20 protein-coding genes are annotated in these 26,389 nt (G+C 61.1%); 8 read left to right on the forward strand and 12 right to left on the reverse strand.

The features are described from left to right. The 5 genes from PLJ71_07090 to PLJ71_07110 all read left to right on the forward strand — a co-directional run. The coding region (locus PLJ71_07090; GenBank protein ID HQM48437.1) for a PKD domain-containing protein at positions 1 to 3,400 on the forward strand (3,400 nt) is incomplete at its 5' end. A 594-nt stretch (positions 3,401 to 3,994) separates the two neighbouring features. Next, on the forward strand, positions 3,995 to 4,891 hold the full coding sequence (locus tag PLJ71_07095; protein ID HQM48438.1) for a sugar phosphate isomerase/epimerase family protein: 897 nt from the start codon (positions 3,995 to 3,997) through the stop codon (positions 4,889 to 4,891). A gap of 112 nt (positions 4,892 to 5,003) precedes the next feature. Next, positions 5,004 to 6,146 carry a Gfo/Idh/MocA family oxidoreductase gene (locus tag PLJ71_07100; GenBank protein ID HQM48439.1) on the forward strand — a complete coding sequence of 381 codons (1,143 nt, stop codon included), beginning with the start codon at positions 5,004 to 5,006 and terminating at the stop codon, positions 6,144 to 6,146. Between the two features lie 21 nt (positions 6,147 to 6,167). Next, positions 6,168 to 7,388, forward strand: coding sequence for a hypothetical protein (locus PLJ71_07105; GenBank protein ID HQM48440.1), 1,221 nt, complete (start codon positions 6,168 to 6,170; stop codon positions 7,386 to 7,388). Between the two features lie 187 nt (positions 7,389 to 7,575). After that, positions 7,576 to 9,441, forward strand: coding sequence for a hypothetical protein (locus PLJ71_07110; GenBank protein ID HQM48441.1), 1,866 nt, complete (start codon positions 7,576 to 7,578; stop codon positions 9,439 to 9,441). An 11-nt stretch (positions 9,442 to 9,452) separates the two neighbouring features. On the opposite strand, the gene PLJ71_07115 is transcribed toward PLJ71_07110, so the two are convergent. From PLJ71_07115 to PLJ71_07130, 4 genes are all read right to left on the reverse strand, one after another. Beyond that, entirely contained in the window at positions 9,453 to 10,169 is a 717-nt protein-coding gene (locus PLJ71_07115; GenBank protein ID HQM48442.1) for an ion channel, read from the reverse strand. Between the two features lie 6 nt (positions 10,170 to 10,175). Continuing rightward, a complete protein-coding gene (locus PLJ71_07120; protein HQM48443.1) occupies positions 10,176 to 13,232 on the reverse strand; it encodes an efflux RND transporter permease subunit in 3,057 nt (1,018 codons plus the stop codon). Continuing rightward, on the reverse strand, positions 13,229 to 14,539 hold the full coding sequence (locus PLJ71_07125) for an efflux RND transporter periplasmic adaptor subunit (protein HQM48444.1): 1,311 nt from the start codon (positions 14,537 to 14,539) through the stop codon (positions 13,229 to 13,231). The genes PLJ71_07120 and PLJ71_07125 overlap by 4 nt, the downstream gene beginning before the upstream one ends. A 345-nt stretch (positions 14,540 to 14,884) precedes the next feature. Further along, positions 14,885 to 16,483 (reverse strand): twin-arginine translocation signal domain-containing protein, encoded by a 1,599-nt coding sequence (locus tag PLJ71_07130; GenBank protein ID HQM48445.1) that lies wholly within the window; start codon positions 16,481 to 16,483, stop codon positions 14,885 to 14,887. A gap of 188 nt (positions 16,484 to 16,671) precedes the next feature. Here PLJ71_07130 and PLJ71_07135 point away from each other — a divergent pair, with 188 nt between their 5' ends. Then, on the forward strand, positions 16,672 to 17,268 hold the full coding sequence (locus PLJ71_07135; protein ID HQM48446.1) for a hypothetical protein: 597 nt from the start codon (positions 16,672 to 16,674) through the stop codon (positions 17,266 to 17,268). Positions 17,269 to 17,291: 23 nt separating this feature from the next. On the opposite strand, the gene PLJ71_07140 is transcribed toward PLJ71_07135, so the two are convergent. The 8 genes from PLJ71_07140 to PLJ71_07175 form a co-directional block, all read right to left on the reverse strand. Further along, a complete protein-coding gene (locus PLJ71_07140) occupies positions 17,292 to 17,654 on the reverse strand; it encodes a hypothetical protein (protein HQM48447.1) in 363 nt (120 codons plus the stop codon). Next, a complete protein-coding gene (locus PLJ71_07145; GenBank protein HQM48448.1) occupies positions 17,651 to 18,436 on the reverse strand; it encodes a hypothetical protein in 786 nt (261 codons plus the stop codon). Before PLJ71_07145 ends, PLJ71_07140 begins: the two co-directional genes overlap by 4 nt. 64 nt (positions 18,437 to 18,500) lie before the next feature. Beyond that, positions 18,501 to 18,950 (reverse strand): biopolymer transporter ExbD, encoded by a 450-nt coding sequence (locus tag PLJ71_07150; GenBank protein ID HQM48449.1) that lies wholly within the window; start codon positions 18,948 to 18,950, stop codon positions 18,501 to 18,503. 34 nt (positions 18,951 to 18,984) lie between these two features. Beyond that, positions 18,985 to 19,629, reverse strand: coding sequence for a MotA/TolQ/ExbB proton channel family protein (locus PLJ71_07155; GenBank protein ID HQM48450.1), 645 nt, complete (start codon positions 19,627 to 19,629; stop codon positions 18,985 to 18,987). 43 nt (positions 19,630 to 19,672) lie between these two features. Further along, entirely contained in the window at positions 19,673 to 20,536 is an 864-nt protein-coding gene (gene argB / locus PLJ71_07160; protein HQM48451.1) for an acetylglutamate kinase, read from the reverse strand. A gap of 39 nt (positions 20,537 to 20,575) precedes the next feature. Further along, complete coding sequence (gene argJ, locus PLJ71_07165) at positions 20,576 to 21,781, reverse strand: bifunctional glutamate N-acetyltransferase/amino-acid acetyltransferase ArgJ (protein ID HQM48452.1); 1,206 nt, start codon at positions 21,779 to 21,781, stop codon at positions 20,576 to 20,578. Then, positions 21,778 to 22,788, reverse strand: a complete 1,011-nt coding sequence (gene argC, locus PLJ71_07170) for an N-acetyl-gamma-glutamyl-phosphate reductase (GenBank protein HQM48453.1) — start codon at positions 22,786 to 22,788, stop codon at positions 21,778 to 21,780. Before argC ends, argJ begins: the two co-directional genes overlap by 4 nt. Positions 22,789 to 22,883: 95 nt before the next feature. Further along, the gene (locus PLJ71_07175; GenBank protein ID HQM48454.1) at positions 22,884 to 23,435 is read right to left on the reverse strand and encodes a DJ-1/PfpI family protein; all 552 of its coding nucleotides are present in this window, start codon (positions 23,433 to 23,435) and stop codon (positions 22,884 to 22,886) included. Positions 23,436 to 23,767: 332 nt separating this feature from the next. Between PLJ71_07175 and PLJ71_07180 the strand changes: the two genes are divergently transcribed. Then, complete coding sequence (locus tag PLJ71_07180; protein ID HQM48455.1) at positions 23,768 to 24,667, forward strand: alpha/beta hydrolase-fold protein; 900 nt, start codon at positions 23,768 to 23,770, stop codon at positions 24,665 to 24,667. A gap of 167 nt (positions 24,668 to 24,834) precedes the next feature. Further along, positions 24,835 to 26,337, forward strand: coding sequence for a hypothetical protein (locus tag PLJ71_07185; GenBank protein ID HQM48456.1), 1,503 nt, complete (start codon positions 24,835 to 24,837; stop codon positions 26,335 to 26,337). Positions 26,338 to 26,389 lie beyond the last annotated feature (52 nt).

Here is a 26,389-nt window from a genome sequence, read left to right on the forward strand (position 1 = left end):
GGGCGGCGGCGCCATCACGAGCTGGTACTGGCAGTTCGGAGACGGCGGGACCAGCACGCTTCAGAGTCCCTCGCACACGTATACGAGCCCGGGAAGCCGTAACGTTATGTTGCGGGTGACCGTGGGCGGGACCAACTACTCGCTCACCAAACAGCGCTTCATCAACGTAGCCAATCCCGCCTCGCTTGCCAGCGGGGACATCAACCTGAGCGCGGCGGCAGTGGTCGTGAACCCGGGAATTCCACCCAAAGCGGAGGCGAAGGCATCCGTGATTCTGGTCGAGGAGGTTCAGAAGCGGACTGGATTGGCGTGGACCACGACCGCTCAAATGCCCGCGACGGGGACGGTTATTGCGGTTACGTCCGTTCGGGGCGGAGCCGGAGGGGACGCCGAGGGGTATACGCTTTTCGCAGAGGACGCGGGAACGCGGAAGGTCGTCTGGGTGCTTGGCGACGGGCCGCGGGGGGCGCTGTTCGGCGCTGGGGCGCTGTTGCGTGCCCTGGAATGGCGCACGGCCAGCGCGATTCTCCCGGGGCCGCCCAACGTGACCACCGCGCCAGCCTACCCGTTGCGCGGGCACCAGCTCGGCTACCGGAATACGTCGAACACCTACGACGCGTGGGACAAGGCGGCCTATGAACAATACATCCGCGACCTTGTCATTTTCGGAACCAATGCAATCGAGGGGATTTTCTCGCAAGACATCAGCCCGCATTTCACGTCCACAGTGACGCAGATGCACATCGATGTGAGCGATATTTGCGCGGATTACGACGTGGATTATTGTCTCTGGGCGCCGGTGGAGAGCGTGCTTCCGGGCAGCGCGGCGGCCGAATTGGCGGCGCACGAGGCGCTGTACCAGCAATTGACGCGGCTCGACGCGGTCTTCGTGCCCGGCGGCGACCCGGGCAACAACGACCCGCTGGACGTCATGGCTTTCCTCGAGGATTTGGGCGCCTTGTTGCGGACCTATTTCCCCGGCGCGGAGCTGTGGGTCTCGAACCAGGGCTTCGAGGACGTGGAGAACGACGCGTTTTTCAACTTCCTCCAGACGCAGGAGCCCGAATACCTGACGGGGGTCGTTTACGGTCCATGGACCAAGCTCAGCATGGCGGAGGAACGAAGCCGCACGCCGCTGCGGTATCCGATTCGCCAATACCCCGACATCACGCATAACGTGCGGTGCCAGTTCCCGCAAAAAGACATGGACCGCTCGTTCGCCCATGTTCTGGGCCGTGAAGCGATCGACCCGAAGCCCGAGGCCAGCGTGATCGAGCACGACGTCCACGCCGCAAGTTCCATAGGGTTTGTCGGTTATTCCGACGGCATTCACGACGACGTAAACAAGTGCGTGTGGAGCATGCGGGCATGGGGGCCGGCGGTTTCCGCGGAGACCATCGTATTGGACTACACGCGGTACTTCTTCGGCCCGGACGCGGCCCCGGCCGCCCGGGACGGCATTTTTGCGCTCGAAGACAACTGGGAACACCCGGCCAAGACGAACACGGGGATCGACGACACGTACAACGCCTGGACGGCCCTCGAGACGGCCTACCCGCCGCTTGCCGCGAACTGGCGGTGGAATCTCTGTCTTGTGCGAGCGTATTGCGACATGTATGTGCGGCAGCGGGTCCTCGACGAGGCGGCCCTCGAACAACAGGCCTACGCATACCTCGCCCAGGCCGGAACCATCGGTTCGGCGGCGGCCATGGCCAACGCATCTACTGAACTGGATAAGGCCCCCGTGATGACCGGCGCCCAGACAGCCCGCCGGGCGCGCATCTTCGGCCTTTGCGATGATTTGTGGAACGCCATCGGGTTCCAGCCCAGCGTCAACCCGCCCTATCTTGCCAAGAACCTCGAGCGCGGATGCATCCTGGACACCATCGACCACCCGGTCAACGACCGCGCCTTTCTCGAACTCGTGTTCAGCCAGGCCGCGGCGCTTCCCGGGGAGGCGGCCCGCGTGGCCTTGCTTGAGAGCATCATCCATTGGGAAGACCCCGGCCTGGGCGGTTATTACGACGACCTGGGCGACGTGGAGCGCCAGCCCCATCTCGTGCAGCAGCTGCCGTGGGAACAGGATCCCGGACGCGTGGACTCGACGGGACAGGAGTTCACGTGGCACAACATGGAGTACAACACGTTCGAGAAGGGCGGCGGCCGGTTGTCCTGGCAGGACCAGGCTTACACGCTTTACGGCGAACCCCTGACGATGCGGTACACCGGCCTGGATCCCGCCACCGGATACCGCGTGAAGGGCACTTATGCAGGCCGGTTTAAGCCGACCATGACCTGCACGGCCGACGGCGCGTACCCGATCCACGGCCCCGTTGGATATGCGGTGTATCCGCCCTACGAGTTCGCGCTCCCTCACGAGGCCACCCGCGACGGCGTGTTGACCCTCCAGTGGGACCTTGTCAGCGGCCGGGGGTGCCAGTTGGCCGAGGTCTGGCTCGTTGTCTGGGACACCGACGGCGACGGCATCCCTGACGCTACTGACACGGACGACGACAGCGACGGCATCCTCGACGTCAGCGACCCCTTCCCACAGGATACCGACAACGACGGCATCAACAACTTCGACGACCTGGATAACGACGGGGACGGCGTCCCTGATGAAATGGAGGGTTGGGAAGACTCAGACGGTGACGGCATCCCGGACTCCCTGGACCCCGACAGTCCGGATGTGGCTGCGTCCCGGTCGTTCTGGTACTACAAGTACGCCTCGCCCGGAATCGAAGACATCACCGTCCGGCTGGAGAACAGGGGGGCCGGCGACATAAGCGCGCTGGCGGTGGTGGAAGAGCTTCCGGAGGGGTGGACGTTCGATTCGCTTGTGAGCTTCGACCCGCCGGGGTGCGGTCCCGCCACGACGCCGGTTTCGGGCGCAACCGGCGCGCTCACGTTCACTTGGCTGTGCATACCGCAGTTTCCATACACGTTTACGTATCGGGTGACTGTGCCGGAGGGCCACACGGGCGACATGCCCTTCTCGGGCACCGTGCTTTACTCGCGAGGCGCTGGCTCCGGGAAAACGGCGCCGGTGGGCTGCCTGGCTTCGGTGGCAGAACGCATTCATCACTCGCTGGACTACAATCCCGGGGACTGCCTTATCAGCGTTTCGGAGATCTTGCGGCTGATCCAGTTCTACAACCTGGGCGGATACCATTGCGAGACGGGTACCGAGGACGGCTATGCCCCGGGATTGCCGGAAGAAGAGGACGTGTGGTGCGTGCCGCACGACAGCGATTACGTGCCCCAGGACTGGCAGATCAGCGTGTCGGAGATTCTGCGCGTGATTCAGTTTTATAACCTCGGCGGTTACCACGTCGAGGAGGGCACCGAAGACGGATATGCGCCAGGGCCCGCGGCGGCGGGGAGCACGACCAAGAATTGAGCGCCAGGGATGTGCTTGTGGCAACCCGGCAAGCAGCCCCTCAATACCGAAAATGATGTCGAGGCGTGAGCGCACTGCCCGATGCGCGCCCTCGGTGTAAGTCAATGCCCAGGCAATAAGGGCTGGCCTGTATTGCTGGACCGCCGCCAAGCGGAGGGCCTGAACCAAATCGCCAGGCCCCGGCATTGAATCTGGCATGGGGCTGATAGCGTAAGTCGTGTGGTCGGCGTCTCGTCGTTGGGCTCGGAACAGGGGGGGCGGACACGCCTGTTTTTCATTTCGCGCGCGCAGTTCAAGTTTTTCCGCGTCTTTCGGGCGGATTCTGACTCCCTGCCATCGGAGCATCAAACAACCGCCAGGGGCGCGGAACGGCACAAGCTTGACGAAGCCCTCAGAGCCTGCTAGCCTGCAGGGTATCCTGCTTGAAACGCCCCGGCCGGGGCGACCCTTTGGGCGGCCGGTGTAGATGCGCTGCGTTTCATGGCATACTAGGACCTGAGGCGAAAGATGGCTGCGGCCGGGCCGCTCGGGCCCGGCGCCTGATGCATCGCGAATCTGGTATTGAGACATTAGTTAGAAAGGATGGGGGTCATTATGAAAAGAATCTCGATTGGCACCTGGGCATATTCAATAGGGCCCTACGCGAACAATCCCATACCCTGGGAAGAAATCCTGATGAAACTCAGCGAACTGGGATTCGACGGGGTCGAACTCGGCGGTTTCGGAATCCATCCGAACCCAAACAATCACCCCACCAAGAAAGACCGGGACAGGTGCAAACAGCAAGTGGCCGATGCAGGGCTCGAGTTCTCCGCCCTGGCCGCCGACCTCTGGTCTCAACACCTGCTCGATACGGATGACGCGTCGCCTTACGTCGCCGAGTTCCGCAAGAACCTCGATTTCTGTGTTGATCTGGGCATTCCGGGCATCCGCGTGGACGCGGTCCAACCGCCAACCATCTTCGAGAAGGTCGATCCCGATACCGCCCGCAAACGCGCTGTGACTGCCTGGAAACAGTGCGCCCGGGAAGCCGCGGATAAAGGCGTCTACCTCACGTGGGAATTTGAACCGGGGTTTGCGTTCAACAAGCCGTCCGACATCATCCGCATTGTGGACGAAGTGAACGACGACAACTTCGGCGTTCAGTTCGACACGTGCCACGCCCACATGGTTGCGGCCGTTGGCGCTCGGCAACCTGGCAAGAAGGAGACCTTGCCGGGCGGCGCGGTCGAGCTTGCCCGGAAACTGCGCGGCAAGATCAACCACATCCATCTGATCGACTCGGACGGTACCCTGCACGGCGACGAAACCAGCACCCACGCGCCGTTCGGCGAGGGAGTGCTTGATTTCGCCACCTTGCTGACCGAACTTAATACGGCAGGCGTTCCGCACAACTGGTGGACCATCGACCTCTGCTTCTGGCCGGACGCGTGGGCGGTCACCGAGAAATGCAAGAACGCAGTCGACGAGCTCAACCGCAAATACGGGTGATAGGCGCGCCTTCGGCTGATCGACGAGAAAGAACTAAGAGGGACACATACGCGCGGACATCCCAGCGGTAACACATACGGTTGGTTGTAACGAAACAAAGTGGAGAAAAGCCATGCGAAAGAAGCTAAACATCGGGCTTATCGGTTACGGGTTTATGGGCCGGACCCATTCGAACGCGTACAACAAGGTCAACAAGTTCTTCGACCTCAAGTATGAGCCGGTGCTCAAAGCCGTGTCGGGGCTGGAGAGCCCCAAGCTGACCTCCTTTGCCGAGAACTGGGGATGGCAGAGCACGGAGCCGGATTGGCGCAAGTTGGTCGAACGGAAGGACATCGACCTCATCGACATCGCGAGTCCAAACAACATGCACCACGATATGGCCATCGCGGCGGCCAAGGCCGGCAAGATGATCATTTGCGAGAAGCCCTTGGCCATGAACGCTGCGGAAGCGCTTGAGATGACCGAGGCCGTCGAGAAGGCCGGCGTGAACAACATGGTCTCGTTCAACTATCGCCGCGTCCCCGCCATCACGCTTGCCAAGCAACTTATCGACGAAGGGAGAGTCGGCCGCGTGTTCCACTACCGCGCCAAGTATCTCCAGGACTGGACCATCAGCGCCGACCTCCCGCAGGGGGGCGACACGCTATGGCGTCTTGATGCCGCCGTGGCCGGCAGCGGCGTTACCGGAGACCTCCTGGCTCACTCGATCGATACCGCCATCTGGTTGAACGGCAGCTTCGACAAGGTCTGCGCGATGACCGAAACCTTCATCAAACAGCGCAAACTCCAGGACGACCCCAGCAAGGTGCAGCCGGTCAAGATCGACGACGCCTGCGCTTTCCTCGCCCGTTTCAAGAACGGCTCATTGGCAACCTTCGAGTCCACCCGGTACGCCCGGGGCCGCAAGAACCAGAATACCTTCGAGATCAACGGCGAGAAAGGGTCGATTTACTTCGATCTTGAAGACGCCCATCAACTCCAGTATTTCGACCACGGTGACGCGGCGCACGTCAATGGCTGGCGCACGATTCTCATCACCGATTCCCACCACCCCTACATGAAACACTGGTGGGTTGGCGGATGCGTGATCGGATACGAACACACGTTTGTTCACGAAATGGCCGATTTCTTCATTGGCCTCGAGACCGGCGTGCCGGCACGGCCGACCTTCCGCGACGCCCTGGAAACCCAGCGCGTGTGCGATGCCGTATTGCATTCGGCCAGCACGAATTCCTGGCAGTCGGTGAGCGCCTAACAAACCGGAAAGGGAAGCACTATGAGCGTAAAAGCACTTGCTGAACGGGCCTTGGAGCAAGGCAAAGGCATTCTTCGTCTCACGCCCACCTGGGTGCCGCGCGTGTTCTGCGTGCCGGGCCGCCGCATCAAGCTTCACCCGGACGACTACTATGCGCTGGGAGGCAACCGGGGCGGCATCGACGAGCGCTGGTTTTCTTCGACGACCCCCGCCGACAACGGCCCTCTCACAAGCCCCAACGAAGGGCTGAGTTTCGTGGTATTCGAGGATGGCGTCAACGAAGAACAGTTCCTGCTGCGTGATGCGACAGACGAGCTCAAAGGCGCCTTGATCGGCGACCGTATCTGGAAAGAATACGGGCGCTGGCCCATGTACTCGAAATTCTTCGACAACAAGGGCGCCCTCCCGCACCACATCCATCACGACGAAGAGCATGCCGCGAAGGTCGGACAGCTCGGCAAACCGGAAGCCTATTTCTTCCCCACCCAATTGAATAACCACGGCGGGGACTTCCCCTACACGTTCTTTGGTCTGCAGCCCGGCGTCACCAAAGACCAGGTGCGGCAGGCCCTGATGGATTTCATCAACGGCGACAACAAGCTCACCAATCTGTCCGCCGCCTACCGTCTCGAACCGGGCACGGGCTGGGATGTTCCCCCCGGAGTGCTCCACGCCCCGGGCAGCCTCTGCACCTACGAGCCCCAGAAGGCGTCCGATGTATTCGCCATGTACCAATCGCTGACCGGCGACCAGATCGTTTCCGAGGAGCTTCTCTGGAAAGACACGCCTGGCGATAAGAAAGGCGATTTCGACTATCTCGTCGAGGTGATCGACTGGGACCTGAACGTGGACCCCAATTTCGCGCAGAAACACTTCATGCGCCCGAAACCCGTGCGCCCGGTCAAGAAGATGGAGGCCGAGGGGTATCAGGACAATTGGATCTGCTACAAATCCACCGCGTTCAGCGCCAAGGAACTCACCGTTTTTCCCGGCAAATCGGTGGTCATCAAGGATGCGGCGGCCTACGGGCTCATCGTCCTCCAAGGCCACGGAACCATGGGTGTTTGGGACATCGAATCGCCGGCGCTCATCCGCTACGGCCAACTGACCCACGACGAGTTTTTCGTGTCGGAAGCGGCCGCAAAGGAAGGCGTCGCCATCTCCAACCCGAGCAAGTCCGACCCCTTGGTCATGCTGAAACATTTCGGACCCAACAACCCGGACCTCGTCGTCGAGGAGTAGTAGACTGCCGTGTATCGAGAGGCGCCGTGCCCGCCATGGAGCGCGGCGCTTCTTGTTTCTGTCTTGCCCGCCGGACATGCCCCGTGGGAACGCATTGGCGCCGCCGGTGTGGTTCGTTACAAGCACTGGCCCACGGCATGTGCTAAGATTGATTGCGTAACCATGGAACTTCCTGGGGGCGCCTGAAATGCTGGCTATCTTGTCCGTTCTCGTCCTGGCTGCTCCGTCGGAGGACACCGCCGCGGTGAAGATGTCGCTCTCACCGGATGCCAGCGCGATCACCTTCATGAGTTGGGATACGGAGGGAGGCGATCGCCTTCAACGAAACCTGCTTCGCTCAGACGCGCCCTTCCGGGCGGAAATCCGTGTAGACGAATCATGGCAGGAAGCGCCCGCCGCCGTTCGCCTCCAATATGCCGAAACAAACGGCGGATTCGATCTCACAGTCACGCCCTCGCCCGCAAGTCCGCCTGAATCCAGCGCTCTGCGGTTGTTGTTGTCCTTCGATCCCGGCGTGACCCCCACAACCATCCTGCCGAACGAATTCGGCGAAGGCGGCGCTCTCCTCTTCCCGGTCATCGTCTCGGCGCCCGACTTCGGACAGATGCTCGTGCGGCCTGTGGGCATCGACAACGCGGCATCCTATCTGACCGGCAGCCGCGAGAAGAAGACCCTCGAGTGGACCATCGAGATTCCGTGGCGTCCGGAGAACGGTTCGGCGGCGTTCGAATTTCGCGCCGTGCGTCTGCCGAAACCCTCCGGGCTCCAGGACGGCGCCCGCTGGGACATTGCCCGCCGCGGTTGGTTCAATGCGTTCAACCTGACAAGCCGGTGGGGCGACCAGACCGCCCGTTTCAGCGCCCCTGCCGGAATCCTGGGGAACAACGTTCTGAGCGATCCGGCCAGCCTGTCGGTTTGGATGTACGCCGACATGATCCTTTTTGTTCCCGAACTGCCGGGAGGGCTTCGCACCGGCCCTTACCTCCGCCGAACCCTCGACCACTGGCTCGATAACCGGATGCAGCCCAACGGCAACGTCATAGCGTATTGGGACTACGACGCATTCCTCGATTCCCTCCCCTCGCTCCTCATCAGCGCATGGGACTACGTAGAGGCCACGCACGATGCGGGCTGGCTCGAGCGCCGAATCGACAAACTCGAACAGATCGCCGGATATGCCGCCAGCCGCGATGTCGACAATGACGGCCTCATCGAAGCCATCCCCACGGGAAATCGCGGCAGCCTGGTCCAGCCCAACCGTAGCAGTTGCTGGTTCGACGCGATCAATTTCGGATGGAAGGACGCTTACTCGAACGCGCTTATGTACCGCGCATTCTGTTGTCTCGCCGATCTCAACGCCAGGCTGAACCGCGAGGACCGCCGTGAATTCTGGTTGGCCCGGGCGCTCCGTCTGAAGCAAGCCTATGCGCCCGCGCTGCTCAATCCCGAGACCGGCTGGCTCGCCATGTGGAGAAGCCAGGACGGCGAACTGCACGATTACGCTTCGCCGATTGTAAACGGCTACGCCATCGAATACGGCCTCGTCGACGCCGCCCAGGGCCGCTCCATACTCGAAAAGCTTCACGCGAAGATGAAGACCGCCGGGTTCTCGAACATCGCTTTTGGCGTTCCCTGCGTTTTGGATCCCATACCTCCCGGCGACTATCTACAGCCCGCCATCGGGGCCGCGCAGGAACCCGACGGGCGCGATACCTGGCAGGAATACATGAACGGGGGCATCACCGCGGGGCAGGTCTATCACTTCCTTGCGGCGCACTATGTCGTGGGCATGTCAGAAGAAGCCGACGGTATCCTGGACGCCATGCTGAAGACGCAGCACGCCGGCGGCTTTCAGAATGGAGTCCAGGATGCCTACCCGAAAGGCGTGGACTGGCGCAGATGGAACGGCGACCCCTGCGGATACGAAGGATACCTCGCCGACAACGCTCGTTTCCTTCTCGCCGTGCTGACCAGGCACGCGGATTTCCGGGAACGCATGTACCGCCCCCTCCACGCTGCTGCACGGCAACCGGCGAAGACAGACCAGGACTGACAACGCGGCGGTTATTTCCCGGACAGACGTTGCGTCACATGCACACTGAGCAGATAGGCCACTACCAGCGCGAGATAAAGCTGCCCTACTGTTGTTTGAAGAATCACCAGCGTCTCGGCGGCGGTGCTCAACGGCACGATGTCGCCATAGCCCTCTGTAGCCTGGGTTACGAAACTGAAATAGAGGAATTTCGAGGCCGCCGTCTCGTAGTACGTTTCCATGGGAACGCTTCCGTACTCGAGCGGCAGCTGAAACGATTGCGGCAGCGCGATTTCGAGAAGCGTGTAGAACTGTGCCCATGCAAATCCGAGGATCATATAAAAGTTTATTGCCCCGACCATATCGTCCGTCATTACATGTTCCGTGCGAAGCAACGATGCCAGCAACTGCGCGCCGCAGAAGAAAAGAAAGAAGGCCGAAAGAACAGCCCGTGACACGGCAAGCCATCCGTGGAGGGGCACCGTCTGCATGCCCGGCACAAACACGCTAAAAACTATCCAAACCGCGGCCAAACCCGTAAGAAACCCCAGAATCACCCGGGGAATGAGCCGCTTGGGACCGGCGATCCATACCGATGCCACCATGGCCACGGTGAACAGCCGCGCAATGGCCATCACGTGGAAAAAGGGCCGCACAAGAATCAGCAGGATGAAGACCCCCGTGAGATAGAGATACCGCCACTGGGGCTTCTTGTGCCCTGGACGGCCCTTATGCCATGCCTGCGGCATCGGCCGTTATGTTTCCGCAGTCCGCGGCGAGATGCGGAAGATGATCGCGTACAAAACCGGCACCACGACGAGTGTCAGAATCGACGCAAATGTAAGACCAAACACGATCGTCACCGCCATCGAGATAAAAAACGCGTCGGTGAAGAGCGGAAGCATCCCCATTACGGTTGTCAACGCCGCCATGCTTACGGGCCGCACCCGGCTGACCGCGGAATCCAGGATCGCTTCATATTTCTGCTTACCCTGCCCGATCTCGACGTTGATCTCGTCAACCAGAATCACCGCGTTCTTGATCAGCATCCCCGAAAGGCTCAGCGTGCCCAGCATTGCCATGAAACCGAACGGTTGATGCGTGAGCAGCAACCCTGCCGTCACACCGATGATGGCCATAGGAACGCACAACCAGATTACCAACGGCTGCCGTATCGAATTGAACAACACGATCACCACCGCGATCATGACGATCAATGGAACCGGAATATTCGCAGCAATGCTTGCCTGCGCTTTCGCCGAATCCTCGTATTCGCCTCCCCACTCCAGGGCGTATCCCGGGGGCAGCGGAATCGCCTCGACCTTGGGCATCAACCGTTCCAGCAAGGTGCTTGCCAGACCTTCTTTAGGGTCGCACCACACCTCGATGGTGCGCGCGCGGTCTCGCCGCATCACCATCGTATCCTCCCACTGCGTCAGGAACTCAGAGACCACCTGCCTCATGGGAAGGCTTGCCCGGGATATAGGGCTGTACACTTGAGCGTCGTAGAGACTCGCCGCGCCACCCGCGCGCTCGCTCTCGGGCGCACGCGCCACAATCGGCAGCAGATCGTCTCCCTCGCGGTAAACGCCCACTTGCACCCCTTCGTACGCTTGTTTCAACGCCTGTGCCACATCCGGACGGCTTATTCCCGCGCGCTGCGCCTGTACCTCGGCAAGCACCGCCACCACTGACTTGACGCGCTCCCGCCAGTCAAGATAGAAGCTGGTCGCGACGGGTTCGGCCGCATAGATCTCCAGCGTCTCGCCGGCCAGGCGGCGCAGCACGTCGGGGTCGGGTCCGCTGAAACGCGCGCGGATCTTCCCCTTCGACCCCGGGCCCAGCTCGAATTTCAGCACCGCCGTGTTTGCCTCGGGGAATTCCGTCAGCAGAGCCTTCTCCAGCGACTCTTTCTTCTCATCGATTATCCGGTAATCCGGTACGTCCACGAAGAGCACCGCATAACTGGGATCCGTCTGTTGGGGTCCGTATGTCAGCATGAAGCGCAGCCCCCCGGAACCCACCATGGAAGTCACATGCGTGAATGACTCATCCTTCAGAATGAAATCTTCGACCTTGTCAACAAGGGCAACCGTCTCCTCGATGTGCGTGCCTCGAGGCAGATATACCTCCACCATGAACTGCGGCCGCGTCGAAGCCGGGAAAAAGCTGCTTTCCACGAAGCGGAACCCAAAGCCCGCCAGGACAAGCAGCACAACAAGGGCCCCCACCGCTACCCACCGAAAACGCAGCGCGACCGCCAGAAATCGCCGGTACGTGCGAAAGAAGAAGCCGCCGTAGGGGTCCACTGTCTCGCTCGTATCGGTCTTCTTGGCGCCCTTCAGGAATAACGTGCAAAACAGCGGCGTTGCCGTCACCGCCGTCACCCAGCTCAGCATCAACGACGAAAACAACACCTGAAACAGCGACCCGCAGTATTCGCCCGTGCTGTCCGGCGACAAACCGATAGGCGCAAACGCCGTCACCGCGACAACCGTCGCTCCCAGCAGCGGATACATGGTCTGGCTGACGATCTCCGAGGCGGCGGCTATGCGGTCCATTCCGACTTCGATGCGCACCTGCATGCCTTCGGTTATCACGATCGCATTGTCCACCAGCATGCCGAGGGCGATGATCAGCGCGCCCAGGGAGATGCGTTCGAGCGCAACACCCCACACGTACAAGACCAGGATCGTCGCGGCTATTGTCAGAATGAGCACGGCGCCAATGATCAGTCCGCTCCGAAGCCCCATAGTGATCAGAAGGACGACCACGACGATGATCACCGCTTCCATGAGATTGACAACGAAGCCCTTGACCGCGATCGTCACGTCGCGCGACTGGAGATTGATCACGCCCATTTCCATGCCCAACGGGATCTCGGGTTCCAATTCCTTCAATCGGGCCGTCACGGCGTCTCCCATGGTGACCACGTTCCCTCCCCGAACCATGGAGATCCCGATGCCTATGGCGGGCTTCCCGTCGTAGCGCAGTAGCGGCTTCTGCGGGTCAACGTAGCCCCGGCGCACCTCCGCAACGTCGCCAAGGTAGACCAGCCGTCCGCCCACTGAACCGATCAGCAGGTTCTTCATGTCCTCGACGGAGCGTATAACACCGGTAGGCCGGATATGCACGTATTCCACGCCGGTGCGAACGCTCCCCGCATCCGCTACCAGATTCTTGTCCGATAAGGCGCCATAGATCTGTGACTGTGTCACGCCGAGCGATGCCATCCGCTCCTTCGACATTTCGACGTACACGGTCTCGTCCTGCACGCCGAAGAGCGCCACTTTGGCGACTCCGCCGACCAGCAACAGCTCGCGCTGCAGGAAGTCGGCGGTATCGTACAACTCGGCGAACGTATGTCCGTCTCCGTACAATGCGAAATAGATTCCGTACACGTCGCCATAATCGTCATTCACGAGCGACGGACCCGCCTTCGGAGGAAGCAGGAGCTGGGCATCGTGCACTTTCCGGCGCAGTTCGTCCCAGACCTGCGGCAATTCATTCTTGTCGTAGGTATTCTTAATGGTGACGGTCACGATCGAGAGCCCCGGCTCGGAGCGCGAGGTGACCTCGTCCACCTGGCCCATCTGCTGAGCCGCCCGTTCGATCACGTCGCTGACTTCCTCCTCGACCTCGTAGGCCGTTGCGCCGGGATACGGCGTCAGCACCAGCGCATCCTTGATGGTGAACTCGGGGTCCTCCAAACGGCCGATCTTCACATACGCGTACAGCCCGCCGGCCATCATCAGGAAACACATGAGATAGGTGATCACCCGTTTTCGGATAGAGTATTCCGCGATGTTCATTGGGCGTCTCCCCCGCCGGTCATCTCCCGCACCTCCATCCCTTCACGCAGGTAATGGACCCCCGTCGCGGCAATGGTCTCGCCCGCCGAAAGCCCCTGTGTCACCTCCACCCTCGCCCCCCTGATACTTCCAACTTCTACCTCCCGCTTGTTCACGCGCTTGGCGGCTGGGTCAATCACCCAAACGGCCGCTTGGCCTTCGGGCGTCTGGAAAACCGCCTCCGAAGGCACGGTGAGAACGCCCGCCTCGCTGGATTCGCCGCGCGGAACCACCTGTACCGACGCCGTCATGCCGGGTGCGATGACTACGTTGTCGGGCGGGTCTACGCTCAGCCGCAACTCGTACGTTTGCGTATCCCGATCCGCCTGCGTCTGAAATTCCTTCAACGCCACGGGAAACTGTTGGCCGGGGTAGTTATCAAAGACTACCCGCACATTGCTCAAGTCCACCACGTCTTCCGCGCGTTTCGGCGACTTTGGCAAATCGTGTTCCGGGATCTGAATCACGACGTCTACGGTCTCTTTGTTCTGAAGCTTTACGACCGGCTGCCCCGCCGGAACGGTCTGGTGATTGTCAACGAAACGCTTCGCGACGAGACCCGTGAACGGCGCGAGCAATTTCGTGTCGGAAAGTGCGTCCTCAGCTTCCTTCTTCTGCGACTGCATACGGCGAATGTTAGCCTCGGTCGCTTCTATGTCTTCGGGGCGGGCGCCCGACCGGCCTTTCTCCAGTTCCGCCTGGGCTTGTTGCAGGGCGGCTTTGGCCTGATCCCGATTCGTGCGCGCTGTATCGTATGTGCGCTGGGCTACTGCGTTCTCCGCCAGCAACCGCTCCGCGCGATTGAAGTCCGCTTCCGCCTGGGTAACAAGCGACTGGGCCGACGCCACGGCCGCTTCCATCTCACGAAGGTCCTCCGGCCTGGCCCCCGCCCGCATGGCTTTCAACTCCGCCTCGGCGCTCTCGAGGGAACTCGTGGTCTGGGCCAGCCTGTTCTCATAGTCTCTCGGGTCGATCTGCGCCAGCGTCGCTCCCTTTTCAACGCGGTTGCCCTCTGTGGCGTTCAATTCCACAAGCGGTCCGCTGACTCGAAACGCCAAGTCCACTTCTTGGGAGGCTTCCACGATGCCGGGGTAGGTACGCAGTTCCCGCCCCGTAGAAGCCCCGACCTGAAAGAAGCGCACCGGACGCACCGGCGGTGTTTCGTCCACCACGGCCTTCTCACAACCCCAGACGCAGAGCGCAACCAACACCGGACACCACGCCAGGACACACGAAGGTTCATCAAAGAAACGCCTTGCCTTCTTCATGCCGGTACCCCTCTTTTACTCGGGTGCATTTCCCTCGGATGCTCTCTTTCCGCCGCAGGTCCCGAGAATGTTCCACACCGCAGATCATTCTTCTCGCTGGAGAAACCTCACGAACCACGCCCCGCGTTCCACATCCAGCCCCTCCGAACCATCGCAGAGACCGCCCCTTTGCTTCGTCCGCACCCGCCTCCAGATTCTTCCCCCATAAAAACACGAACCCTGGAGCTGCCGGAGAACCTCATCCCACGTCAATATGCAGGTAGTCGGCCCTGATAGACCACTTCCTACTTTATACCCCACAACTGTAACCGTCAATAGCCGAAATAGAACGAATAGGTCCTGCCTCTAACGACGCAGCTGGGGCATTTCGACCAGTTCGGCGTCGAGGCCCTCCACCTCGACGTCCACGGCCGTATCGCCTGCCCGCAAATGGTAGCTCTCGCGTCCCTCGGATGGGTTCCACAGCAGAACGGCCCCGGCACTGGGATACCAGGCGCATACCGCGGGTTTGTCGTCCTCGACCCACGGACCCGTGTACCCTTCCTGCACAACCTGGCGTTTGAGCGCGAACAGCGCCGGCAGCTCCTCTCCCACGGCCTGCGTGGCTTCGGGCATCTTCGCGAGCGCGCGCCGCGTCACGAGCGCGCCCTTGCCAGGCTTAAGGCTCGATTCCTCCAATGCACGGGCGTCGAAATCGGACAGGAACGTACGTCCGTCGTCAGGAAGGGTCTCGACCGTCTCGAAGGGCATGCCCGAGGCAAGAAACAGGCTGTAGGGCTGGTCGTCGCCGACGTACCGCTGCGCCTCGCCCCAGTAATGCTTGAACGGTCCTTTGGGGGCATGTCCCGCGAGCCTGGCATGCAGCCGGGCATGTTTCGTCATGGCGGGTCCGATGGTAGCCCAGTGCTCGATGGGGAACGGGGTCATGCCGGACATGAACATCGTATGACGCACGTCGGCAATGGTCGAGGTGGCCAGTTTCGCGGCCAGGTTGCGCGCAGATAACTGGTCTGCGGGGAAAGCCGTCGTCTCGCTCCAGGCCGACTCCGGGCGGGCGTACCGCCGGTGAAACAACACACTGAACAACTCGTCGGTTTTCCCTTTGAGGGGATTGAACGAGGCGTCGTTGAACATGAGTTCGCCAACCCGAAACGGAGCGTCGCGGTAGTCCGTCAGACGAATGCCCGCTTTTTCGGCCCCAAGATACATGATCATGTTGCCGAGGCGCGTATTGGGGGCGGCAGCCTGTTGCGCGCGAAAACACGCCGTCAATTGGTCACAGGTGAACTCGACCCAGGCCCGCAACACCCGCGACAGGCGCCGCGCAAGCGCATCTTCGCGCAGTTCATCCCACGCGGATTCCGCAAACCCCGTCGCTTGAAGGAATTGGGCGCGGTGTTCGCCGCAGAAACACCCGCCAATGATCCCGGGTCCCACAGCCAGCCGGAAATCGTCGTCCAGAAACAGAATGTCCGGTTCGAGGGCCGCGAGCGCCTGGACCGCCGCGACGTTCTCGGCCGTGCCCGGGTCATGTAATGAGGTGCCGCTGTGCTTTCCCCCGTCGAACCGTTCGGCCATCTTCCAGCGCGCGGGAGGAGTCAACGGGGTTTGACCGGAGGCGTCGCCCAGCGCGTCGCCCGGGTGCCCGAGGGGAACATTAATCGGATGCCAACGCAGGCCCAGCGATTCCACCTGGGCTCGTCCTTTTTGCAGGCCCTCAACCGTGTCGTACCAATATCCGTAGAAAAATGCCGCCTGCCACACATCGGTCACCCCCGCGTCGCGCACCACCGTCAGCAGCTCCGGATTCTCCTCGCAAGCGCGCCGGGAAAGACACACATGATACTCGCGCAACCGGCCTTCTGACCCGTTTGCGCCCCGGTTGCTCATTGCACAACACATTACCGCACTGGCCTTTATGAAATCCCGGCGATTCAGTCTCATATCACGCACTCCTTGTTGTCATCCCGATTCTACCCCCCCCGGGACGCCCACTCAACAGGTATAATCTGTTCAGCTGGCGTCATGCACGTGCAGGACCGGCTTTTCTGAATGATTCTGAATGTTTTTCGTCCTTATTCGATGAGAAAGTTTGTGGGTACTGACCTTCGAATTGGACAGGAGCAACGGCAATGAGCAATGAGCGAAGACATTCCCTTAGATGCTCGCAAGTCTTTATCTTGGGCGCGTTTATGCTCATATTGGCGGTGCCGGATGCCGCCGGTGCGCCAAGAAGTTCCGCTCAAGGCGGAGGCAACAACGAGCGGAAAACGCAATGTGAATACCTGCGGCCGGACACGCAACATTTCAGCCCCGGTGCCGCGGAGGGGGTGCAGTTCCGGCGCAATGTCCCGACGTTCCAACACGAGGTCTCGCGTGCGGTCCCGAGACCTTCTCCCAACGGCCCTGGCGCCCCTGGCAGAGACTGCAGCCCGCGGCACATCCCTCACCGCCCCTGTTACCGTCCGTACAGGAGCTACTGGTACTACTACTACCCCGCCCGCAGCTATTGGGTACCGGGCCATTATGAATGGGTCTACAAGGAAGTGTGGATACCTGGATACTGGGAAAACCGCCATATCCCAGCCGTCTACCGGAGAGAAGTCTACAACGGGCGCGAGATCGTCGTGCTCGTCGCAGACGAGCGTTGGGAACGTGTCTGGGTCGAGGGCCGCTACGAGACCCATCGGGAACAAGTCTGGATAAGCGGTTACTGGGCCCCGTACTGAGTTTCGCAGCCCGGCGGAGCGGGTCATCGGCGTTTTCTGGGTCCGCGCCGGCGCTGGTGCGGGCGTTTGCGTTTTGACTTATTGCGCCGAGCCTCCTGTTCCTGCGGCTCCGGCCCCTCGTAGGCCTCCGTGCGCACTCTTACGGCACGGGCCTTCTTGTCTTCCACCGAATTAAGACTGCCGCAACGCGGACATTTGGAGAGGCGCTCGGCGCTTTCGTCCAGGTAGCTGAATCCGCAGATCGGGCAGCGCCAGAGGTACTGTTTTCCCAGGGTACGTTGCGACCGCCCGGCGCTGAACTCCGTGTACAACCAGATCCCTGCCGCGAGCGCGATGAGGACCCCGCTGTAGAGAATCACCGCTTGGCCTATTTCGAGTTGAATCACGGCAAAGCGGCCTCCGTTCGCCGGGCAGAGGTGATGAGCAGGGTTCCGTGCTGGTCGCGGCCGGCGGGCTCGTCAAGCGGCGCGAACCGGTACGTCGTAAGCGCACGTGCCGCGCTCACCACAACGCCAGCCTCATCCGGCAGGGGCGTCAGCACTTCAACCACCTCCCCCCGGGGGTTCACGCGAAACACCAGCGTAATGGGTTCGATCAAATCCTCCGGGCGAACCTTGAACAGGGCCTCGATCGGAGGAGAAAACAACAATTCGCGGTCGCGCGGCTCAGACATCCATTCCACGTAGGCCTCGAATCCCTCGGCTGGGCGCGCCACGAGTTTGGGCGCCGGCTGCTCGATGACCGTTTCGTCTTCGTCGTCGAACAGCCGGGACGGCGTAAGCGCGTTGCCCAGCCGCTCCAGACTTCGGCCAAGCCGCGCCCACGGCTCACTCAGCGGCGCATCAAGGAACTCCGCCAGACGCGACCGGATAGTCAAACCCTCTTCGCGCGCTTCGAGCATTTCCATCTCGGCAAACTCCAGGCGGGGAAGTTCAATGGACGGGAGCCCGGAAACCCACCCTGCGGACTCGGCGCCAAGGTCCATGGCCTCGAATTCGGGACCGCGCAGGGGGTTCACCAGGGTCGGGAGGGTGGAAATCCGGTCTGTGGATGCGGCATCCGCTTCTCGGGCGAAATCAGGCTCTTCCGACAAGATATGGAAAGGGTAGTATTCAACGTGCTTGACGGGAAACTCAAATACTATCGAAAACAGCGTAACCATCGTCATGTGGAACACTGTCGACACAAAAAGGGCGAACAGAAACGGGCGGTTTCTGAGTATACCGACCTTGTTAACCTTCCTCAGATTCTGAAGGAGGTCGCGCCGCGATGCCGAAGTTCGTGATGCCCAGGCTTCGTGCAATGCCCAATACCTTTACCAGTCGCGCGGTCTCGGTGCGCCCGTCCGAGCGAATGAGAAGCATGAGATCCGGACGGGCCCGCTTCTCGTCAGCCAGTTTCTGCGACAACTGCCCCATACTCGATATTTCGATATTATCCACGAAGATGGGGCCCCGTCCATCCGGGCCGCCTTCGCCATAGACCAGGGTAACCGTCAGGTCTCTCTTCTCCAGCGCGGTGGCCCCGAGCGCTTCCGGCACTTGAATGTTCACCGTGCTTTGAACCACAAACGTTGACGACAACATGAAGAACAGGATGAGTTGGAAAACGACGTCAATCAACGGCGTGAGGTCCAGTTGCGCCTTCACTTTTCTTTTGCCATCGCCTTCTCGGAACTTCATCGATTTCTACACCTGGTATCCGGGCACGCCGGTCCTAAATCTCGCGCTCACCGCGATGCCGTGTCAAGAGTTCAATCAACTCGGACGAGCTGATCTCCATTTCGAGAATCATGTTCTCGACTCGGGTCACGAAATAGTTGTACGCCACAAGAGTCGGGATAGCGACGGTCAGCCCGGCAGCGGTCGTTACAAGAGCGTTGCCAATGCCCTCGGCAAGGTCCGAAGGACTGACCAACCCTTCCATGGCCTGTATTTGGGCGAAGCACTTAATCATGCCCTGCACGGTTCCTAGAAGCCCCAGGAGGGGCGCCACACTGGCGCAGGTTGCCAGCGCCGACATGTACCGTTCCAATCGGGGAATCTCGAGATGTCCCGCGTCCTCGATCGCCTCTCGAATGTCATCCTTCGTCCGGTTGTACTTCAGAATGCCGGCGCGCATGATCCGCGCAATCGGCGCATCCACTTCATCGCAGATCTCGACGGCATCCTGTATCCGGGTCTGGCGCAGCACTTGACGCATCGTGTCCATGAAACCGCGGGTGTCGATGGTCGCGCGGCGCAGGCTCCAGAAGCGCTCAATGACAATGGCAAGGGCCAGGATTGAGCAAATCCCAATCGGTATCATGAGGATACCGCCAGCCACGATTATTTTGAATATCTGCATTTGCGTGTCCGGCACGAAATACTCCTCCTTGCATAGACTGACGTTCGACGGCACGAGCCTACCGGGTCACCAATGTGCCCAGACCCTGCGTCGTGAAGATTTCAAGCAGCAACGCGTGCGGCACGCGGCCGTCAATGATATGCGTTTTGCGTACTCCCCGGTCAAGCGCCAGCAAACATGCCTCGACCTTGGGGATCATTCCTCCGAGAATCACGCCCAGCTCCTTCAGTTTCGCGATCTCGTCGCGGTCGATCCGGTGGATCAGGGTTTCCGGCTCTTTGGCGTCGCGCAAAAGCCCAGGCGTATCGGTCATGAACACCAGTTTCTCCGCCTGCAACGCCGCGGCGATTTCTCCCGCGGCCGTATCGGCGTTGATGTTCCACGTGTTCCCGTCCCGGTCCGTAGCCAACGGCGCAACCACCGGAATGAAACCCGCCCGGCACAGGGTGTCGATAATCTCACTCTTGACGCTGGTGACACGCCCGACAAATCCGATGTCGACGCCATCGGGAAGTTCAATCCGCTGGGCGTGCAACAAGTTCCCGTCCTTGCCGCAGATCCCCACCGAATTCCCGCCGGCCGTGTTGAGCAGGGCGACGATTTCCTTATTGACCGTCCCCGCCAGGACCATCTCGACCACGCGAATGGTCTCTTCATCGGTGATGCGCAGACCGTTGTGAAACCGCGCCTCCACATTGAGCTGTTTCAGGCGCCGGTTGATCTCGGGTCCGCCCCCGTGAACCACGACAGGGTTCATCCCGACGAATTTCATCAGGGTGATGTCCTCGGCCACGCTCTTGCGCAGCGTCGGATTCTCCATGGCCGCCCCGCCGTACTTGATGACAACGGTCTTGCCATCAAACTCCCGGATATAAGGCAGCGCCTCGATCAGTGTCGAGGCTTTCTGGATGAATTCCTCCATCTGGCCGTGCATAGTGGTCCCCACTTCAGCCTTCCCGGCTCACGTCCGGTAATCGGCGTTAATCTTGACGTAGTCGTAACTGAGGTCCGAAGCCCAGAATACCGCAGAGCCCGGTCCATTCCCAACCTCGAGCCGGATCCGGAATTCGGGCCGTTTCATGGCGGCGGCGGCATCGGCTTCGGCATACGCGGCCGGCATGCCCTGCGAAACGAGTTGCACGTCCTCGAGCCACAGCGCCACACGGCCGGGCTCGAACGGGACCCCCGCATACCCCGCCGCGCAGACAATCCGTCCCCAGTTGGGATCCTGGCCGAAGAACGCGGTCTTGCACAACTGCGACAAGCCGATGGCGCGCGCGACAGTTTTGGCTTCGGCATCGGTCTGTGTCCCGGAAACCGTGATTTCCACCAGTTTTGTCGCGCCTTCGCCGTCTTTGACCAGCAGTTTGGCCAATTCGCGGCAGACGCCGTCGAGCGCTGTCTTGAACGCATTGAAATCGGGGGTTCCGGGCGCAATGGCAGGAAGACCCGCGGCGCCGTTCGCGAAACAAAGCACCGTATCGCTGGTGCTCATGTCGTTATCGACCGAGATGCAGTTGAAGCTGCCCGCGACCGCCTCCCGGAGAACGTTCGATAGCACGGGCGCATCCACTGCCGCATCGGTCGTGATCACGGCGATCATCGTGGCCATATTCGGGCAAATCATGCCCGAACCCTTTGCCATGGCGCCGATACGAATGACCCCGCTGCTCAGCGCCACCTCATACGCCCGTTCCTTGGGCACGGTGTCGGTGGTCATGATGGCGCGCGCTGCATCGCCGTGCCCTTTGGCCGAAAGCGATTCCACGCAGCGAGTCACGCCGTCCAGAATGCGGTCCATGGGTAATGGCACGCCGATCACGCCGGTGCTGCAGACACAGGCTTCCCCGATGGGTATCCGCAGCTTGTTCGCAACGGCTTCCGCGGTGGCTCGCGCGTCGCGGAACCCCCGTTCACCGGTAGCGGCGTTGGCGTTGCCGCTGTTGATAAAGACCGCGCGCGCAGCGCCTTTCGCGCACACTTCCTCGTTCCACACAACGGGCGGGGCTTTCATGACATTGGTCGTGAACATGCCGGCCACGGCCGACGCCGTATCGCTCACGACGAGCGCACAGTCGTTCTTTGTGGATTTGGGTTTGATCCCCGCGGCTACGCCCGATGCCCGAAACCCTTTCGGCGCGGCAACGCCGCCTTCGACGGTCTTCACGGGGCCATCCCTCCGAAATTCAGGCCGGCGGTCTCGTCCAGGCCGAACATGATATTCATGCACTGGACCGCCATGCCCGCGGTTCCGCCGAACAGGTTGTCAATGGCGCTTACCACGATCAGGTTGCCGGTCCGCTTGTCCATGACCCAGCCGAAATCGCAGAAATTGGAGCCGCGCACGAAGCGCACCTCGGGCAGTTTACCCTCGCCCAGCACCCGCAGGAACGGTTCATCCGCATACCGCTCGTAGCATGCCGCCACGTCAAGGCCTTTCCTGGGCCGAAACGTGATCGTGCTGAGAATTCCCCGCGTGTACGGACCCACGTGAGGCGTGAACTGAACCATTACATCGCCGCCGAGTTCCTGCTCGATCTCGGGAGTGTGTTGATGCACCCCGAGTTTGTAGGCGCGCACGTTCTCGTTCATCTCGGGGAAATGGAAGACTTCATGCAGCGCGCGCCCCGCTCCCGATATGCCCGAGATGGCGTCAACCACGACCGGAAAATCTCTCGAAATGCCGTCAACCAGAGGCCGCACCGGGAACAATACGCTCATCACGTAGCAGCCCGGGACTGCGATCAGCGAGGTCTTGGCAAGCTTGTCGCGGTAATATGGCGCCAGACCGTATACCGCCTCGTCAAGCAGTTCCGGCGCCCGGTGGTCCATTCCGTAGTACTGCTTGAAAACCGCCGTATTCTTGAGCCGGAAATCCGGTCCCATGTCGATGACCTTGATCCCCGCTTTCCGGAGCGGGGGAATAAGGTCCATCGAGGTCCCGCCGTGGAGGGCCATGAAGACCACGTCGCATTTCTTTGCAAGCCTTTCCGCATCAAAGGTTTCGAGCGTTACGCCCGTGGTCTTGCGCAACGCAGGCATCACCTCGCCGACGGCCTTTCCGCCCTCGAGCTCGACCGCCGCCGCCAACTCGGCCTCGGGATGGATGCCCAAAAGCCGGATCAATTCACGACCGGCATACCCGACCGCGCCGATCACACCTACTCGAATCATCGTTGCCTCCTGTTCGCAAAAAACAATCAATTATAGCGGCACGCATGGAAGGCGTTCAATTAATGGCACGCATTCCTATGCGCACCGCGCCCGGCTTAGCTGCGCACCAGGCTGTTCTCGATGGTCTTTCGCTTCTGGGGGCTGTCGAGCGCTTCAATGATGGCCAGGGCAAAGTCCATGGCAGTCCCCGGCCCGCGCGACGTCAGGATCTTGCCGTCCTTCTCCACGGCGGCGCCGGTATAGGTGGTCGTGGGCAGATTCATCTTGTCGAGGATCCCGGGATAGCTCGTGGCCCTCTTGCCTTCGAGCAATTTGGCGTTGGCCAGCACTTTCGGCGCGGCGCAAATGGCCCCCACGAACTTGCCGCTGCCGGCCATCTTTTTGAGAACCTTGTGTATGCGGGGATCGTTGTCCAGGTTATCGGTTCCGGGTTGCCCCCCCGGCAGGACCACCATGTCGTAATCGTCCCGTAACGCTTCGTCGAGTGTGCGGTCGGCCATGATAGACACGCCGTGAGCGGCCGTGACGGATTTGCCGCCCAGGCTGGCCGTCACGACGTCAAAACCGGCGCGGCGCAGAATATCGACAATGGTGATGGCCTCGATTTCCTCGAATCCTTCCGCGAGCGGCACCAATACGTTTGGCATGGATCGTGTCCTCCTTTCGGGTCATGCGCGAAACCGGGTGTGCCCTGAAGGTGCGCGGATGCACCGGCGTCACCCGTTTGTCCGGCACAAGGCCGGATGCTACACCCGGAACGTCCATAGTCATGATCTATGGGGGAGCCACAGGCTCATTACCCGCTGTTCCGAAAGTTATACGGTAGTGAATTGCGACGGCCGTGCGCAAGCCCGCGAATCGCTCTGCGCGAATCAGCCCGGCACGCCGGATCTGCCTTCCGAGGCTTTGACTGTGCCGCCGCGAGATGTTAGCGTGCGTCCTGGAATCGTGGCCAACATCAACAGGGAGAAATGGCATCATGGTCCGGCGAACCGCATTCGCGCTGCTGCTTCTGTCAGGATTCTCCGCCACTGCGGGCGAATTCACGATTGAATCGCTGACGTTCGAGCCGCGGGAAGCGAGTCCGGGCGAGCCCGCCGTATTGACCATCACCACAGAAGAGTTGGGCGGCGGATTCTACGACTGCGCCATGTTCTCGCGCGCCCTGGGACGCAGCGAGCGTTTCGCCTTGCACCTGCCCGAGGGATACGACCCGCGACGCCCGGAACCCTACCCCTTGCTCGTGTTTCTTCACGGCAAAGGCCGGAATCATCGCAGCCTGATTGATGATACCGCCGCCCGGGCGGTCCTCGCCCAGTCGCCGTGCGTCGTGCTATTGCCCAACGGCGAACAGTCCTGGTGGATCGACAGCCCGGTCGATCCCTCGAGCCGGTATCAGACCCATCTCAAGCAGTTGATCGACTCCGTCACCGGCGCCCTCAACGTTTCGCATGACGCCCAGCACCGCGCCATCGGCGGATGGAGCATGGGCGGTTTCGGCAGTATCCGGTTTCTCCTCGCCTATCCGGAGATGTTTACGGCGTGGGGCGGCATTGTCGGGCTGGTAGATTGGCCGAACCCCGAGTACCCCGAGGAGGACAATTACAGCGTGCCGGATATCCTGGGCCCATCTGAGAACTGGCCTGCGTGGAATCCCGCGGCCGGGGTATCGCGTCTCGCGGCCAAACACCTGTTCTTGTTCACCGGGACGGCCGCGTTCGACCGCAAAATGAACGAATCGTTCGCCCGAAAACTCGAGGAAGCGCAGATCCTCCACGAGTTGTACGTACTTGAGGGCGGGCATACGTTCGAGGTCGTCGTGGAAGCGTTGCCGCAGCTTTTCGAGCGCTTTCACGCGGCCGTTGGCGCCAGCCCGTGAATAGGCCGCGTAAGCCGCTTGTAGAATGAGTGAACACAAGGGGACAGCCATGGGAATGCGGATACACACTGGCGGACACGGACGGCGCGTCGCCCAAGGGCTGCGACGGGGCCGCCCGGAGAGCAAGACCCCGTCTGACACTGTGAGAAGACCACGGAGAAGCACCTGTGACTGAACCCAGACCCAGACATAAAGCCTGCTTGATCGTTGCGGTCCTGGTGTCGCCGGTTATCATAAGCCTGCTCATCGTCATTGGGTTCGCCGCATGGATCGTCGCGCACCAGACGCCGCTCCAGTTGTTCTTTCTCGACGAAACGGACCAAGAGTACAGCGATGAGGTTCTCGAAATACGCCAGGGGGTTGAGGCCGAACTCGCGACCGCGCGCGCCGAATTGCAGCACGGCCTCGCCAACCTTCCGCCGAACTGTCCGTTGCCCACGGGCTGGCGGCTCGAAACCATGCTGGATAAGGCATGGTTGCCGGTCGAAGAAGATGCCATTCGCAACCTGGAGGAAGCCACATTTTACAGGGTATACGGCGAAGAAGACGCTTTCGAGGCGGCGTTCGATGAGCTGGCGGCAGGCATCTCTACGGCCGTTGAATCCGGCAACGCAACCGCTCTCGAAATGCTATTCAATCCCGACGGGAGAAGCCGGGATGACGTCCTGCGCGAGTTCCGAGACTACGTTCTGCGCGCGGAATACCTGGATCAACTGGAGACCGCCATGGACCTCGGCGCCGCCCGGCACATCCCTGAAAAGCCTTTCGAGGTCGACGACGAAGCGTCCCGGCGCCTTGCGATTGCGGCAGGGCTGCTGAGACTGCGCACGCTCTACGCCTTGGAGGCGAACAACCTGGAGGATGCCCTCGATACGTGTCTTCGGCTGCACCGTCTTGCACGGCCGGACGTCGTCCCCTACGCCAATTCTTGGAACCGCGCGCGTCTGACGAAGACAGCGGACAGGTCCCTGGCGCTGGTTATGAGCCGCGGCGAAATTCCCGCGTCGTGGCGAGAGCAGTTCCTCGAGGAGTACGCCCGGAGATTCGAGGGACAGGATATCAAGTCCCAGTTGGTAGCGCAGGCCGTTGCGGGCCCAAACATGTACGATGCCGTGCCGTTCTTCAACAAAGTCCGGCAAATCAACCGATTGCTGGCGGCGGTAAGAACCGCGACGGCAGCGCTGAAACCTCCTTTGGCAGAGTGTAGGGATGACATACGCGCTCTCCTCGCGGAATTCGGCGTCGAGACAACTCAAAAGAATACGGACCAATCACCGATATCGGATGTGTTCGAAGCGATGCGGACCAACCCGGCGGAAATGCTCGTGGGCTATGACCTCGAGATGATTCTGGAAGACGCTCCGGACATGTACCGCGTGGAGTTCACCGGCGACGTGGCCCGGGTGGCCTTCGCCCTCGAGGACTACCGCGCGAAATACGGAAAGTATCCGGAGACTCTCGAGGCACTGGTGCCTGAACTGTTGGAAGAAGTCCCCGTGGACCCAGTATTTGGCGCGCCCCTCGGTTATACGCCCGAGGAAAACGGGTATGACCTGACGCTCCGGATAAGTGCGCAATTCTGCTGGAAGTGCGACGAGGAACGAAAGCCCGCATTCGAAACCGTGTGGAGCGTGCGAAAAGACCTGTTTGATGAAAAGGTGCAGCAGTGAAGGGAGACCTTGCGGTCATGCGAGTGACGCGGTCAGGAAACCGCGCCACAGC

Source organism: Candidatus Hydrogenedentota bacterium, assembly GCA_035416745.1.
In the GTDB taxonomy this organism is placed as follows: Bacteria; Hydrogenedentota; Hydrogenedentia; order Hydrogenedentales; family SLHB01; genus UBA2224.

Excerpts from the sequence above, each read along its gene's own strand:
- argC (HQM48453.1), bottom strand. The coding sequence starts at position 22,788 with ATGATTCGAGTAGGTGTGATCGGCGCGGTCGGGTATGCCGGTCGTGAA.
- PLJ71_07110 (HQM48441.1), top strand. The coding sequence starts at position 7,576 with ATGCTGGCTATCTTGTCCGTTCTCGTCCTGGCTGCTCCGTCGGAGGAC.
- PLJ71_07150 (HQM48449.1), bottom strand. The coding sequence starts at position 18,950 with ATGAAGTTCCGAGAAGGCGATGGCAAAAGAAAAGTGAAGGCGCAACTG.
- PLJ71_07125 (HQM48444.1), bottom strand. The coding sequence starts at position 14,539 with ATGAAGAAGGCAAGGCGTTTCTTTGATGAACCTTCGTGTGTCCTGGCG.
- PLJ71_07095 (HQM48438.1), top strand. The coding sequence starts at position 3,995 with ATGAAAAGAATCTCGATTGGCACCTGGGCATATTCAATAGGGCCCTAC.
- PLJ71_07100 (HQM48439.1), top strand. The coding sequence starts at position 5,004 with ATGCGAAAGAAGCTAAACATCGGGCTTATCGGTTACGGGTTTATGGGC.
- PLJ71_07175 (HQM48454.1), bottom strand. The coding sequence starts at position 23,435 with ATGCCAAACGTATTGGTGCCGCTCGCGGAAGGATTCGAGGAAATCGAG.
- PLJ71_07135 (HQM48446.1), top strand. The coding sequence starts at position 16,672 with ATGAGCAATGAGCGAAGACATTCCCTTAGATGCTCGCAAGTCTTTATC.
- argB (HQM48451.1), bottom strand. The coding sequence starts at position 20,536 with ATGGAGGAATTCATCCAGAAAGCCTCGACACTGATCGAGGCGCTGCCT.
- PLJ71_07120 (HQM48443.1), bottom strand. The coding sequence starts at position 13,232 with ATGAACATCGCGGAATACTCTATCCGAAAACGGGTGATCACCTATCTC.
- PLJ71_07180 (HQM48455.1), top strand. The coding sequence starts at position 23,768 with ATGGTCCGGCGAACCGCATTCGCGCTGCTGCTTCTGTCAGGATTCTCC.
- PLJ71_07130 (HQM48445.1), bottom strand. The coding sequence starts at position 16,483 with ATGAGACTGAATCGCCGGGATTTCATAAAGGCCAGTGCGGTAATGTGT.
- PLJ71_07105 (HQM48440.1), top strand. The coding sequence starts at position 6,168 with ATGAGCGTAAAAGCACTTGCTGAACGGGCCTTGGAGCAAGGCAAAGGC.
- PLJ71_07115 (HQM48442.1), bottom strand. The coding sequence starts at position 10,169 with ATGCCGCAGGCATGGCATAAGGGCCGTCCAGGGCACAAGAAGCCCCAG.
- PLJ71_07145 (HQM48448.1), bottom strand. The coding sequence starts at position 18,436 with ATGACGATGGTTACGCTGTTTTCGATAGTATTTGAGTTTCCCGTCAAG.